The organism is Limosilactobacillus sp. (genome assembly GCF_022651205.1).
In the GTDB taxonomy this organism is placed as follows: domain Bacteria; phylum Bacillota; class Bacilli; order Lactobacillales; family Lactobacillaceae; genus Limosilactobacillus.
Map to the genome: position 1 here is coordinate 16,419 of NZ_JALCQI010000015.1, position 14,971 is coordinate 31,389.

The window sequence follows — 14,971 nt, forward strand, 5'->3', positions numbered from 1 at the left end:
TTTCATTCAGCTGAAGGCTAACTTACGGTATAATTTAAAGATATACTAGAATAAATTAAATAAAGGATTGGTGAATTTATGTCAACTATCAAGCGTCTTTACGAAAAGTTTCAACCATTTCATTATGACGTCTTTATTGATGTTAATCGGGAAAAGAAAACCATTACTGGTAACACCTCCATTACGGGGAACGCTAATGAACGGCAAATTAGTATTAATCAGAAGTTCCTCAAAATTTCATCAGTGCAGGTTGCTGGAGAGGATGTTCCTTTCTCAGTTGATGATAACGCTGAAGCAGTTAATATCACCGTTCCAGAAACCGGAGAAGTTACGTTAACCGTTAATTACACTGCTCCCCTAACTGATACGATGATGGGGATCTACCCTTCATACTATAAAGTTAACGGGGTAAAGAAACAAATAATCGGAACCCAATTTGAAACCACCTTTGCTCGTCAGGCATTCCCTTGTGTTGACGAACCAGAGGCTAAGGCAACATTTAGCTTAGCCATTAAGTTTGATGAACACCCGGGAGAAACTATCATTGCTAATATGCCGGAAGATCACATTTCAGCTGGTGTTCACTATTTCCAACAGACAGTCCGAATGTCCACTTACCTCGTTGCCTTTGCATTTGGTGAACTTCAATCCAAGAAAACTACAACGACTGGTGGCGTCGAAGTTGGTGTCTTTGCCACAAAAGCCCATAAGCCAAAGGAACTAGACTTTGCTTTGGAAATTGCCAAAAAAGCTATCGAATTTTACGAAGACTTCTACCAAACACCATATCCACTTCCTCATTCATGGCAACTAGCCCTTCCTGATTTCTCAGCTGGAGCAATGGAAAACTGGGGACTGGTAACTTACCGGGAAGCATACCTTCTTCTTGATCCTGATAATACTTCGTTAGATATGAAGCGCTTGGTAGCAACCGTTATTACTCACGAACTTGCTCACCAGTGGTTTGGCGATCTTGTAACAATGAAGTGGTGGGATGACCTGTGGCTCAACGAAAGTTTTGCTAACATGATGGAATACGTTGCGGTTGATGCTATTCACCCAGAATGGAAGATTTGGGAACTCTTCCAAACTTCGGAAGCACCAATGGCTCTCCAACGTGACGCAACTGACGGCGTTCAATCAGTTCACGTTCAAGTTAACAACCCAGCGGAGATTGATGCCCTCTTTGATGGGGCAATCGTGTATGCTAAGGGAGCCCGGATGCTGGTAATGGTTCGGGCATTGATCGGCGATGATGCATTACGAAAGGGATTGAAGGACTACTTTGAAGCCCACAAATACCATAATGCAACTGGTGCGGATCTCTGGGATGCTCTTGGTAAATCCTCACACCTTGATATTGGTGCCATCATGCAATCATGGCTTGAACAGCCTGGCTACCCAGTTGTCGAAGCAAAGATTGTCAACGGGAAGCTTCAATTAAGTCAGCAACAATTCTTCATTGGTGAAGGAAAAGATGCCGGTCGTTTATGGCAAATTCCGTTAAATGCTAACTATGATGCAGCACCACAAATTATGAAGGAAAAGACGTTAACCATGGGCGACTACCAGGAATTACGTCAGCAGAATGGCAAGCCATTTAGGTTGAACGTTGGTAATAATTCTCACTTTATCGTCAAGTACGATCAAACCTTGATGAAGGATATTCTTGAACACTTAACTGATCTTAACGCTATTGACCAACGACAACTTCTTCAGGACTTCCGCCTTTTAGCAGACGGTCAACAACTCTCATATGCCGAAATTATTCCACTACTGCCAAGATTTGCTGACAGTCACTCTGAGATTGTGAACACCGCACTTTACGCAATTGTAAATAAGCTGAAGCAATTTGTTACACCAATTAGTGACGAAGAGAAAGCATTAAAGAAGTTTGTTAATCAATTAAGTACTCAACAGGTTAGTCGTCTCGGTTGGCAACCACAACCTGATGAATCAAATGATGATCAACTAACTCGACCAATCGTTTTAAGCGCTGCCCTTTACGCGGAAAATCAAGATGCGATCAACGCCGCCCATGAGATCTTTAGTAAAAACCGTGCTGACTTAGCTACCCTTCCTGCCGACATTCGGCCACTTGTTATCCGAAATGAGGTTAAACATTACGGAAGCAAAGAGCTTTTTGAAGAGTTACTTGAAGATTATCGTGAAACAACCGATGCCAGTTACAAGAGTGACCTCAACGGTGCCATTACTAGTACCCCTGATAGTTCACTAATTACGAAACTAATTGGTGAATTTGAAAATGCAGATACAATCAAGCCACAGGATCTTCGTGGTTGGTACCGGAACGTTCTCGCAAACAACGCTGGCCAACAAGCTGCCTGGGACTGGATCCAAAATGATTGGGATTGGCTTGAAAAGACGGTTGGTGGTGATATGGAATTTGCAACCTACATTACCGTTACGGCAAACATCTTCCATACTCCGGCCCGTCTAACAGAATTCAAACGATTCTTTGAACCAAAGATCAACACACCAGGATTAACTCGTGAAATTAAGATGGATATTAAAGTTATCGAAGGAAAGGTTAACCTCATCCAAGCTGAAAAGGATGCTGTGATCAAGGCACTTCAAGAAAATAAGTAATAAGACGAAAAAAGTTCCGCAAACTCTTGTGAAATCGCGGAACTTTTTTATTTTACTTTGCCTCAATATACCCCTTAGCCGTCAACAATTCGGCTAATTCAATCGCGCCACCAGCAGCACCTCGAGCGGTGTTATGGGACAAGCCAACAAACTTCCAGTCGAAAATCTTATCTGGACGTAACCGACCAATCGAAATTCCCATACCATGTTCGAAGTTAACGTCATAACGCACTTGCGGACGGAAATCATCGGTCAAATATTGAATAAATTGCTTTGGTGCACTTGGCAATTCTAATTCTTGTGCTAAGCCACGATAATCTTCCAAGGCCTTAATTAATTCTTCCTTGCTTGGATTTTGTTTGAAGTTAACGAATGTTGCTACGGTATGTCCATATAATACCGGAACCCGTAGACATTGACTGGTGATCACCGGGGATTGAGCCTTAACGATTTCCTTCTTTTCTGGATCAATATGGCCAAAAATCTTTAACGGTTCATCTTCAGACTTTTCCTCTTCACCGGGGATATATGGAATAACATTGTTTTGGATTTCTGGAGCAGTTTCAAGGGTCTTACCAGCGCCTGAAATTGCTTGGTAAGTACAAGCCAGTACCTGAGTTGGTTCAAATTTCTGCCAAGCGGCAATTGCTGGAGTGTAACTCTGAATTGAACAGTTTGGCTTGACCGCAACAAATCCTCGCTTAGTTCCTAATCGTTCCCTTTGCGCTTGAATAATCTCAATATGATCGGGGTTAATTTCCGGAACGACCATTGGAACATCGGGAGTCCAGCGGTGAGCACTGTTATTTGAAACAACCGGAGTTTCATGCTTAGCATATTCATCTTCCAACTTTCTGGTATCAGCCTTATCGAGGTTGATTGCTGAAAAGACAAAGTCCACTTGTGAAGCTACTTGGTCAACATCTTCCGCATCAAGAATAGTCAAATTCTTAACCGATTCCGGAACAGGTGTATCACCCATCTTCCACCGATTCTTAACGGATTCACCGTACTTCTGACCGGCACTGTGCTTACTAGCAGCGACAACTGTTACTTCAAACCATGGGTGGTTAGCAAGTAATGTTACATAACGTTGACCAACCATTCCGGTGGCACCAATAATTCCTACCTTTAACTTTTCTTGCATATTAACGTCTTCTTTCTCGTTTAGTTCAGTGATTTCATAAACGTCTTCAACCGCTTGATTACTTCTTCGATCTCATCATCCGATGCAGCGTAAGAAAGACGGATATGACCTTCACCACCCGGTCCAAATGCTTGACCAGGGATTACGCCAACCTTTGCCTGATGAGCTAACTGACGGGCAAAGCCAAAATCATCATTACCAAAAACATCAGGAATCTTTGCAAAAATATAGAAGGCACCATCAGGAACAGCAATTTCAAAGCCCATCGCCTTCATGGCACTTGCTAAGCGATCCCGTCTCTTTTGGTAGTGTTTCTTAAATTCAAGCGGATCTTCTTGGCCGTTTGTTAGAGCTTCCAACGCAGCCGCTTGTGCAGTATCGTTTGGCGCCGTTACCATAAATGAATGCATCTTCGAAATTTGGTCAGTTACATCCTGTGGAGCAGCAACATAGCCTAACCGCCACCCCGTCATCGCATGAGACTTAGATAAACCACTAATCACAACTGTTTGTTCAGGAAGAAACGTTGCCAACGACGTAAATGGTTGATCATAAATCAATTCACTATAAATTTCATCGACGATCGCTAACAAGTGATGTTCTTTAATGACCTTTGCCAATGCTGCTAATTCGTCATGTGAATATGAACGACCTGTCGGGTTATTCGGATAATTAAGAATAATTGCCTTAACGTTATCTTCCCGTTCCAGCACTTTTCCAAGACGATCAGCCGTTAACAAGAATCCATCATTAGAGGTATCCACCTTAACGGGAGTTGCCCCGGTTAATGAAACGCTTGGAAAGTAAAGGGAGAAAATTGGTGTTGGGATAATCACCTTATCACCCGGATTAAGTAACGCAAATGTCGTCGCCGTAATTGCTTCGGTTGCCCCAACGGTCACAATAATTTCTGCTTCCGGATCATACTTAACCTTCCGCGTTTCGGCTAAATAATTACTGATCGCCTTCCGTAATGGTAATGTCCCGCGGCTAGCTGAATAATGAGAATCATTATTCTTAATGCTCTCAATTGCTGCTTGCTTAACATGCTCGGGAACATCGAAATCCGGTTCACCAAGAGTTAACTTAACAATTCCTGGAATTGCTGAAATTTCATCATCGAACGCCCGAATTTGAGCGGGTGGCAAAGCATCAACTCGCTGGTTAACGACACTTCTAAGATGTTGGTCTAATTTTGGCATATGTTTCCTCCTTAAAGGATCTTTTCAAGTCCAACGACTAGTTGATTCAGGCCACTAACCTTTTCTAAGGCGACCTTGACACCACTCATAAAGGATTGACGATCGAATGAATCTTGGCGAATCGTTAGGGCTTCTCCGGCACCACCAAAGAGAACTTGTTCATGAGCAATATAACCTGGCAGACGTACAGAATGAATCTTGATTCCATGATAGTCACCGCCACGAACACCGCTTAGCGACTCAGTTTCATCAGGATTACTTTCATGTGGTTTGCGCACTTGATCAATTAACTTAGCGGTACTAAGAGCGGTACCTGATGGGGCATCCTTCTTGTCCGCGTGGTGCATTTCGATCACTTCAACATCCGGGAAGTACTTGGCTGCTTCCTGAGCGAACTTCATTAAGAGGACTGCTGACATACCAAAATTAGGTGCGATTAAACCACCAATATGCTTTTCTTGACTAAGTTTGATCAATTCTTGTTCTTGTGCATCAGTCAATCCAGTCGTCCCCACAACCGGCATGAAATCGTGCTCTAAAGCAAACTTAACGTTCTCATAAACCGCTGTCGGAACGGTAAAGTCTAACCAAATATCAGCGATTCCAGCATCAACCTCATCCAATGAATTGAATACCTTAACATCATCACCTAAGTGGTACTGTGAACAGTCACTTGCTGATATACTGGGGCCTAATACAGCCGTTAGCTTCATATCAGTCATTGAGTTAACCAAGGAAACTGCTTTTTGCCCCATTGCACCGGCAGCTCCAGCAATTAAAACATTTGCCATTATTAACCCTCCATTTTATAAGTCCAAAGGAAGCGTCTTATTTTCTAAGGAATCAGCTGGTAGGTCTAAGGCTTGCTCAAGTTGAGTTTGTTCTTCCTTATTTAGTGATAAGATAGGCAAACGACAATCACCGGCATCAAAGCCTTGAGCATTTAAGACAGCCTTGACTGGAGATGGGGATGGGAACATGAAGCAAGCAGCCATCCGGGGAGTTAACCACCGTTGAAGTTTACCAGCGAGCTTGTAATCACCACGATAAAGGCCATCAAACATTTGGCGCATTTCCTTAACGTACAGGTGTGAAGCCACGGAAACAACACCATCGGCACCAAGAACACGTGAAGTTAATGCTTGAGCATCCTCACCAGTAAAGACAAGGAAGTCGTCAGCCTTGTGTTCAATAATGTATTCCATGTCTTCCAATGGTGCACATTGCTTAATACCAGCAATGTTTGGGTGTTGAGATAATTCAACAACAGTTTCTGGTGCCATCTTAGAACCGGTCCGGCCAGGAATATTGTAAATAATAATTGGAATATTCACATTGTCCGCAACTGTCTTGAAGTGAGCCAGCATCCCCCGTTGATTTGGCTTGTTGTATGGCGGTACCACAACTAATGCGTAGTCAATTCCATTAATTTGGCCGACTTCATTAGTTAGCTCAATTGTTTCCTGAGTGTTGTTACTCCCGGTTCCGGCAATTACGGGTACTCGACCATCAACAATTTCACCAAAATGAGTGTAGAGAGCAATCTTCTCATCATGGCTTAATTCTGGTGTTTCACCGGTCGTTCCACCAATAACGAAACCGTTGCAGCCCCGATCAATTAATGAATTAGTCAATTTTTCTAACGCATCAAAGTTAATCTTATTATCATCTGTAAAAGGCGTTACAATCGCTGTTAATAAATCTGCATTTGCTAAGTTTGTCATGTTCTCTTCCTCCATTATTCCTTTGTCATTCGGTATTCTAGAAAACCGGTAATTGCATTAACACCACGCTGAATTGCTTCTTCCTTAGGCGTTAACGTAGCCGAGTGTAATTGAGAGTCATCATCGACTCCTAACCAAAACATTGTTCCCGGGAACTTCGCTAACAGGAAGCCAAAATCTTCACCAGTCATTGCTGGTTGGGTCTCAATAAAGTTAACATTCGGTGCTGATTTCATATATGAAATAAAGCGTTTAGTTAGTTCTGGATTGTTTTCAACTGGCCAATAGCCACCCTGGTTTAATTGCAATTGAACATCCATGTTATAACTTCGCCCGATTCCCTCACAAATGTCCTTCAGGCGTTGGTCAATTGTTTCAATCATCTTCTGGGTTAGTCCCCGAATTGTTCCCTCGATTCGAGTATGGCCAGCAATCACGTTTCTGATTGTTCCCGCATCGATCTTTCCCAAAGTGATCACTCCGCTTTGAATTGGATCGATACTTCGCGAAATTACCGTTTGAATCTGACTAATCAACATTGCAGCCGCGACAACCGTATCATTGGCGTCTTGTGGGTAGGCAGCGTGACCACCCTTACCGTTCAAATCAATATTAACTTCAGTTGTCCCAGCGAAAAGGGTCCCCATTCGACAACCAATAGCTCCTGCTGGTAGATCAGGATTATCATGGAGACCATAAAATTCATCTGGGCGCCACTTTCCCGTAAACAACCCTAATTCATATGATCGTTTACCGCCACTTTCGCTCTCTTCGGCTGGTTGGAAGAAGAATAACAGGTTATCTTTTGGTTGGTGTTCACTGAAGTATGATAAGACACCTAACGCCACTGTCATGTGAATATCATGACCACAAGCGTGCATAACACCTGGATGCTGCGATGCATACGGCAACCCAGTTTGTTCCTCAACCGGTAAGGCGTCAATGTCAGTTCGGTAGCCAATCGTTCGTTGAGGAGCCGATCCATGAACCAGAACCATCATCGAAGTCGGCAGCTCTTCTGGATTGCGAACCTCTAAAAAGTCCTGCTTCATTTCTTCGACCATTTCCAGAAGGAAGTGGTGAGTTTTATGTTCCTGAAGTGCCAACTCTGGAATCTGGTGAAGATGACGGCGAATTTGAATTAAATCACTCTCACTTAACATTTAACCAGCTCCTATAGTTTCCGTAAGTTGTCTTCAAGTCCCGTCTTGCTTTCGGTTTGTGCGTCGACCTTCTTAATTACCTTAGCAGGAACACCAGCAACCATGGTATGTGGTTCAACATCATGGGTCACAATTGCTCCCGCAGCAACTACAGCCCCTTCACCGACGTGGACACCTTCGATCACTACTGCATTTGCTCCAATTAAGACGTTATCATCAATTCGAACTGGTTGAGCAGAGGCAGGTTCAACAACCCCAGCAAGAACAGTTCCAGCACCAATATGACAATGCTTACCAACGATAGCACGACCACCAAGGATTGCTCCCATGTCGATCATTGAATCATCACCAATTTCGGCTCCAATGTTAATTGTTGCTCCCATCATGACAACGGCGTTATTTCCAATCAGAACCTTATCACGAATAATTGCTCCAGGTTCAATTCGAGCATTAATTCCCTTAAGATCAAGCAATGGAACAGCGGAATTACGACAGTCATTTTCGATATGGTAGTCTTCAATTACTGCTTGGTTACTCTTCAGAAATGGTTCAACAACCTTCCAATCACCAAAGATTACCCCAGTATGTTCATCAACAAAGGATTGCACGCCTTCCGGAAATTCAAGCTTACTCAGATCTCCTTTTAAGTAAACCTTAACGGGGGTCTTTTTCGGTGCGTTACCAATGTAGTTAATAATTGCTTGTGCATCTAATTCAGCCATCTTTTTTACCTCTTTCTACCTATATAAATAGTTTTTATTGTTTGTATGAGCGATCTAAATGAACCAAATCTTCTAATGATTCTCGTTCAACTACCACCTGTGCCTTACCATTCTCAGCAAAAACAACTGCAGGACGAGGGTTTCGATTATAATTGGAAGCCATTGAATAGCCATAAGCCCCGGTGTCCAGCATTGCTAAGACATCACCTGGCTTAGTTTCAGGTAGTCCCTGATCCTGAGCCAAGATATCACCTGATTCACAATATTTTCCGGCAAGCCGAACATGTTCTTTGATTGGTGCTTGCGGATCACTGGCAAGGACGGTTTCGTACTCTGCTTGATAAAGTGCTGGACGAATATTGTCCCCCATTCCACCATCAACGGTGACGTAAGGTTTTAATCCTGGGACATCTTTTCGTGAACCAACCGTATAAAGGTTATAACCGGCAGGACCAACGATCGAACGACCCGGTTCAATCCAAATTGCTGGCATTGAAAGTCCTTTAGCACTGGTTTCTTTCTTGATTGCTTTAATAATAGCATCGACAAATTCTTCGGGCTGGAGGGGATGGTCAGCAGAAACGTAGCGAATACCAAAACCTCCACCAACATTGATTACTTCTGCTTCATAATTGAATTGATCGCGCCAATGAGCAGCGACTTCAACCAATTTCTTTGCTACACCCTCGAAACCAGCTAATTCAAAAATTTGAGAACCGATATGAGCATGGAGGCCACGCATCTTCATACGGGGGTTAGCTAAGACTTTCTGCAATGCCTCATCAGCCTGACCGGATTGCAAGTCAAAACCAAACTTACTATCAACTTGTCCAGTTTGAATATACTTATTAGTATGCGCCGAAATTCCTGGCGTGATTCTTAACATCACATCAATCGTTGCGTCCTTAACTTCAAGGACATCGGCCAATAAGTCAATCTCATGGAAATTATCGAGCATGATCGTACCAACATGGTGGTCAACAGCCATTTCTAATTCTTCACGAGACTTGTTATTGCCATGAAAACTAACACGATCCATTGGGAAATTCGCCTTAATCGCTGTGTAAAGTTCGCCGGCAGATACAACATCGACGTGAGCATCTTCAACAGCAGCTACCTGGTACATTGCAATTGCGGCAAAGGCCTTGCTAGCATAACTAACTGCATAGTCAACATTGTTTTCTTCAAAGACCTTGCGGAAACTACGAATTTGGCGACGAATCTGAGAAACGTCATATACTACCAATGGTGTACCAAATTCATGAGCAAGCTCAATTGAATCACAACCACCGATCGTCAGGTGACCAGCAGCGTTTAACTGTTGAGCAGTAATTTGTTGGTTCATAATAATTCCTCCATTACTCATTCGGGGAAAATCAAATTGATAAAAAAATCCACTGCCTGCGCAAAGACAAACAGTGGATGTATTTTACCCGTTTTTGTCGATAGCGCAACGTGGGCTGATATTGTCCCACGACAGTCCGTGGCTTCTTCAGTCACGCCCCAGTGCCTTAACCATGCCAGATTAAGTACTTCGGCGGCCGCCCTGTTCGGTAATCCTCATTGCTCGGCAGGCTAAGATTACTTACTAGTGTTGGTCGCGCCTCTTCGATTTATAAATATAATATGATTCTTCGATTAGAATGTCAACGAAATTATTAAATTTTCTCATATTAATCTAACCCTAATTTCTGATTTAATGAATATTTGGCTTATATTTAGTCAATTAGAAAGAAAGTCAATCAGGAGACGAGTTTCTGTGCTATTCTAGTAGGAATAAGTTTTTAAATTTACATTAAGAAGAGGAGAATTGATAGTGTTAGATCGGATCTTTCATTTAAGTGACGCTCACACAACTATTAAGGGCGAATTAATTGCGGCCCTGACAACGTTCGTGAGCTTGTCATACATTCTATTTGTTAACCCGAATATTTTACACGCAGCCGGAATTAATAAAGGAGCTGCCTTCACAGTTACTGCGGTTGCAACCGCAATTGGTTGTTTCCTCATGGGACTAATCGCTAACTACCCGATTGCTCTTGCCCCAACTCTCGGAAGTGCCGCATTTTTTGCCTACAATGTTGTCATTGGAATGCACATTAATTGGCAGACAGCCTTGGCAAGTGTCCTAGTTGCTTCATTCCTGTTTATTTTAATTACAATCTTGAAGTTGCGGGAAAAAGTTGTCGATGCAATCCCGCAGGATCTAAAGTATGCCATCTCTGCGGGAATTGGATTATTCATTGCCTTTATTGGTCTCCAAAACGGGAAACTGATTGTTAATAACTCATCATCCCTTGTCGGTCTCGGCTCATTCGGTAATCCCGATGTTTGGCTAACCCTCTTTGGTTTAATCCTAACGGTGATCTTAATGGCGGCTCGGGTTCCTGGTTCAATCTTTATTGGAATGATTATCACCGCCATTTTTGGAATGATCATTGGTCAAATTCCATTGCCTCACGGAATCATTTCAACTGCACCAAGCATGGCACCAACATTTGGTCATGCTCTTTTCCATCTCAAAGACATTAACACTCCACAACTATTTATGGTCGTCTTGACCTTCCTTTTAGTGACCTTCTTTGATACCGCTGGAACCTTAATTGGAATGACCCAACAGGCCGGAATGGTTGATAAAAACGGCAAAATTCCACGAATCGGTAAAGCCTTCTTGTCCGACTCCCTGGCAATGGTTGAAGGGGCAATCTGCGGTACCGCTCCTCTGGGAACTTCCGTTGAATCAAGCGCCGGAATCGCCATGGGTGGCCGAACTGGTTTAACCGCAGTTTTTGTTGGGATCCTGTTCCTCATTTCCATGATCTTTAGCCCACTACTGGCAGTTATTCCAACAACCGTTACGGCACCAGCCCTAATTATCGTTGGTGTACTAATGGCCAACAACTTGAAATACATCAACTGGGATCGCTTCGAAGTTGCCCTCCCCGCATTCCTTGTTGTTGTCGGCATGCCACTTACCTACTCCATTTCTGATGGTTTAGCCCTCGGTATGATCGCCTACCCCATCACCATGATCGCTTCCAAACACCACAAGGATGTCTCCCCAATGATGTACATCCTCTTTGCCATCTTTATCGTGTTCTTCTTGATAACGAATTTGAAGTAGAGAAGTGCAAACCGTGACGAACTAGCAACTGAGCACTAGGAAATCTCGGACGATGATTGGCCTGCAATCAAGGACGAGATAGCTAGGCAGAAGTTGCGGTCACGGTGAGCACGTTATGGCTATGTTGCCGCATTAAAGACTAGGTTAAAGCTAACCTGGTCTTTCTTGTTTCCGTAAAGTTGGCTGGGGGTAGTTTCTACTTTTACCGAGTCGAAACGCGCTCGGTCGAAACTCCCTCAAGATAACGACCTCCAGGAGGTGGTGCAAGACACCACTCTCCTGGAGAAATCGTTATCAACCGGGAGCTTTTTTCGACCTCGCACTCTAAATTTTTCTTGCATATTTATCAATCAATGTTAAAATTCGATTAAAAACTTTGTGTGAGAATCTCATGCGAAAAGGAGAATTGAGAATGAAGGTAGTTAAGTTTGGTGGAAGTTCATTAGCGGATGGACCGAGCTATGAACATGCGATTAAAATTATTACAAGTGATCCGGAACGGCGGGTAGTTGTTACGTCCGCACCGGGGAAGAGAAATGTTGGTGATACTAAGGTAACCGATCTTTTAATCAAGTACGCGCAAACAACAATCGCAGGTCAGGATCAGGAAGCAATGGTAATTCGAAAAGATATTCTGGCGCGGTATCAAGCAATCGCTGATTATTTTGATTTGCCTAGTGACCAACTTCAACCGCTAGCGGAACGGTTAACTAGCTTACCAAATGAAGAGTATCCAAATGATAATTACCTGTTAGCCGCCTTTAAGGCCCACGGAGAACGACTGAATGCTGAATTAATGTCCCTCGTTCTTAAGCACCTTGGCTTTCCCGCTCGGTTAGCAACTCCTGAAGAGGTCGGCTTAAAGGTTGCCGGGACTCCGAACAATGCAACTGTAATTCCGGAGACCTATGCACGGTTAGCTAACTTTACTTATGGTGAACAAGAAATCATTGTCTTCCCGGGCTTTTACGGGATTACCCTTGCTGGTCATATTGCAACTTTCTCCCGTGGTGGTTCTGACATTACCGGAGCAATCCTTGCTCGGGGACTTCATGCATCAATGTACGAAAACTTCACCGATGTTGATGCCATCTACTCAGCTAACCCAAACGTTGTTGATCATCCCCAACCAATCGCTAAAATGACCTACCGCGAGATGCGAGAACTTTCCTACGCTGGTTTCTCAGTCTTTCATGACGAAGCCTTGATTCCGGCAATCCAAGGTAATGTTCCGATTAACGTTAAAAACACTAATAATCCAGAAAAGCCAGGAACCTTGATCGTCCCTGATCATTCATTCCAGCCAACCGATATTATTACTGGTGTCGTTAGTGGTAAGCATTTTGCTGCCCTTTATCTTCATAAGTATCTCCTTAACAAGGAAGCCGGCTTCACCCTCAGAATCCTTCAAATTCTCGCACGGCATAACGTTTCATATGAACACATGCCTTCTGGGATCGATGATATTACGATTATTTTTGATAAAAAGGAACTGGATGACGAACTGGTTGATATCATCTGTAATGAAATTCAAGAAGAAATCAACCCAGATCGACTAGAATGGATCGATAATTACGCCATTACAATGGTTGTCGGTGAAGGGATGCGCAATCGTACTGGCGTGATTAATGATATTTTGAACCCCCTCACTGAAGAACACATTGCTGTGCCAATGATTAACCAGGGGGCATCACGGATTGCAATTATGATTGGAACTTACAATCAAGATGCTGACGCGGCTGTTCGTGCCATTTACCACCGTTTCTTTGCAAATTAGGAGGTTTCCAATGACAGAATTATTAAAAGTTCACGGTTCACAAAACTGCTTTTTTATCCTGGACCAAACAAAATTAGAACAAGAATTAACTGATGATGAACTTATCGCTCTTGCCCAGCAAATCACCAGTAAGAAAACAGGAATCCTTGGTGGCGCTGATGGGGTCCTTGTCGTTAATAAACCTGTTCGTGAAGGTGCTACTGCTCAAATGCGGGTAATCAACGCTGATGGTAGTGAAGCCTCAATGTGCGGTAACGGATTACGAACCGTCGCCCGGTATGTTGCAGAACGCGACGGAATTGATAATTTTAAGGTTGATACGATGAATGCTAGCTTGCAAGTCCGTCGGCAGCCTGATCTTGCCAATGGTGTTCCGGCATTTGCTGTTGAAATATCTCCCGTTCGTTTTAACAAGGAAGCATTACCGTATGATAACCTCGGTCATGACCGGTTACTAAACACCCTCGTGCCAGAATTGCTTCCCGGTTTTCGTTTCTCTGGTATCGCTGTTCCAAATCCCCACTTAATTTCATTTGTTGACGAGGATGGCTTTAAGCAGTTGGGTTCTCTTGGCGAATGGCTTAATGGTGAGAATCCCTACTTTTCGGATGGGGTTAACGTTAACTTTGCTCATATTCTTGGTCATAACCAGATTTTCGTTAAGACCTTTGAACGGGGCGTTGGCTTTACAAATGCTTGTGGGACGGGGATGTCCGCTACTTCCCTCGCGTTTGCATTGATCTACCCAGATCAAGCTGACTTTAATCAACCAATTACTGTCTTTAATCCTGGTGGAATGGTAAAGACTATCCTCCATCATGATGATCACCGTTACTGGATTGAATTAATTGGTAATGCTACCTTTACGCATCAGATTACAGTTGACGAAAAAGCATTGCATAATGCAAAGGTAACTGAAGAAAACACCGAAATTAAGGAAACTGGCGAACAAGACTCCTACCTTCAATTTATCAGCCAATTAAATAAGCCTAACTTTTAGCGAATATTTATAAATAAATTAGGCTCAGGGGTTTACATTAGTCCCCTTACCGTTCTATAATAGAGTTGTTATAAAGAGTTCTAGGATCCAGTAATTTTTACAGTTCTTAGTAAAGAAGGACACGGTTTTATTGCCGTGCCCTTCTTTTATTTATATTTGATTATTTAAGATACTTAATACTCCTCTTCATCAAGAGTTGGAATATCTAGTTGAATAACCTGCTCAGTAATCTTCGCGATAGCTGCTTTTGAAAAATCATCACTTACATTAACCCACGTAAGAACATCGAGCGGATCAATTAGGGCATTTTTAATAAACTTTTCTAATTCTTGCGGTAAAGATTTTTGTCCCGTCAATAATGCTTGGACACTCGGGTGGTTACTCATTTGTCCTGGTGCCCATCCCCGATTACTCCATTGAGGGCAGTTATTATAAAAGTTAATTAAAACCTGAATGAACTTCTCTAGTTCTGACTGGTCTGCTGGTATGTACCCCTGCTGAT

General features: G+C 43.0%; 12 protein-coding genes and 1 riboswitch. Of the genes, 4 read left to right on the top strand and 8 right to left on the bottom strand.

Features of this window, described 5'->3' with window-relative positions; translation table 11 throughout:
* Window positions 1-78 precede the first annotated feature (78 nt).
* Window positions 79-2,610 (top strand): M1 family metallopeptidase, encoded by a 2,532-nt coding sequence (locus tag LKJ51_RS04490; RefSeq protein WP_291979703.1) that lies wholly within the window; start codon window positions 79-81, stop codon window positions 2,608-2,610.
* 52 nt (window positions 2,611-2,662) lie between these two features.
* Here the strand turns inward: LKJ51_RS04490 and asd are convergent, their stop codons facing one another.
* The 7 genes from asd to lysA are packed head-to-tail and all read right to left on the bottom strand — an operon-like array spanning window position 2,663 to window position 9,913.
* Entirely contained in the window at window positions 2,663-3,757 is a 1,095-nt protein-coding gene (asd, locus tag LKJ51_RS04495) for an aspartate-semialdehyde dehydrogenase (protein WP_291979702.1), read from the bottom strand.
* A gap of 20 nt (window positions 3,758-3,777) precedes the next feature.
* The gene (locus LKJ51_RS04500) at window positions 3,778-4,959 is read right to left on the bottom strand and encodes an aminotransferase class I/II-fold pyridoxal phosphate-dependent enzyme (protein WP_291979701.1); all 1,182 of its coding nucleotides are present in this window, start codon (window positions 4,957-4,959) and stop codon (window positions 3,778-3,780) included.
* An 11-nt stretch (window positions 4,960-4,970) separates the two neighbouring features.
* On the bottom strand, window positions 4,971-5,750 hold the full coding sequence (gene dapB, locus LKJ51_RS04505; protein ID WP_291979700.1) for a 4-hydroxy-tetrahydrodipicolinate reductase: 780 nt from the start codon (window positions 5,748-5,750) through the stop codon (window positions 4,971-4,973).
* A gap of 15 nt (window positions 5,751-5,765) precedes the next feature.
* Window positions 5,766-6,683: a 4-hydroxy-tetrahydrodipicolinate synthase gene (dapA, locus tag LKJ51_RS04510; protein WP_291979699.1), complete on the bottom strand. Its 918-nt coding sequence runs from the start codon at window positions 6,681-6,683 to the stop codon at window positions 5,766-5,768.
* Between the two features lie 14 nt (window positions 6,684-6,697).
* Entirely contained in the window at window positions 6,698-7,846 is a 1,149-nt protein-coding gene (locus LKJ51_RS04515; protein ID WP_291980137.1) for an N-acetyldiaminopimelate deacetylase, read from the bottom strand.
* A gap of 11 nt (window positions 7,847-7,857) precedes the next feature.
* Window positions 7,858-8,568: a 2,3,4,5-tetrahydropyridine-2,6-dicarboxylate N-acetyltransferase gene (gene dapD / locus LKJ51_RS04520; RefSeq protein ID WP_291979698.1), complete on the bottom strand. Its 711-nt coding sequence runs from the start codon at window positions 8,566-8,568 to the stop codon at window positions 7,858-7,860.
* Window positions 8,569-8,602: 34 nt separating this feature from the next.
* A complete protein-coding gene (lysA, locus tag LKJ51_RS04525) occupies window positions 8,603-9,913 on the bottom strand; it encodes a diaminopimelate decarboxylase (RefSeq protein ID WP_291979697.1) in 1,311 nt (436 codons plus the stop codon).
* Window positions 9,914-10,005: 92 nt separating this feature from the next.
* Window positions 10,006-10,185: riboswitch (Lysine riboswitch) on the bottom strand.
* Between the two features lie 199 nt (window positions 10,186-10,384).
* On the opposite strand from lysA, the gene LKJ51_RS04530 reads away from it, so the two are divergent.
* The 3 genes from LKJ51_RS04530 to dapF all read left to right on the top strand — a co-directional run bounded on the left by LKJ51_RS04530 (window position 10,385) and on the right by dapF (window position 14,469).
* Window positions 10,385-11,692: an NCS2 family permease gene (locus tag LKJ51_RS04530; RefSeq protein ID WP_434737677.1), complete on the top strand. Its 1,308-nt coding sequence runs from the start codon at window positions 10,385-10,387 to the stop codon at window positions 11,690-11,692.
* Between the two features lie 412 nt (window positions 11,693-12,104).
* Window positions 12,105-13,469 (top strand): aspartate kinase, encoded by a 1,365-nt coding sequence (locus LKJ51_RS04535; protein ID WP_291980138.1) that lies wholly within the window; start codon window positions 12,105-12,107, stop codon window positions 13,467-13,469.
* A 10-nt stretch (window positions 13,470-13,479) separates the two neighbouring features.
* Window positions 13,480-14,469 carry a diaminopimelate epimerase gene (gene dapF, locus LKJ51_RS04540; protein WP_291980139.1) on the top strand — a complete coding sequence of 330 codons (990 nt, stop codon included), beginning with the start codon at window positions 13,480-13,482 and terminating at the stop codon, window positions 14,467-14,469.
* A 173-nt stretch (window positions 14,470-14,642) separates the two neighbouring features.
* Here the strand turns inward: dapF and LKJ51_RS04545 are convergent.
* A partial coding sequence (locus LKJ51_RS04545) for a hypothetical protein (protein WP_291980140.1) occupies window positions 14,643-14,971 on the bottom strand: 329 nt, incomplete at its 5' end.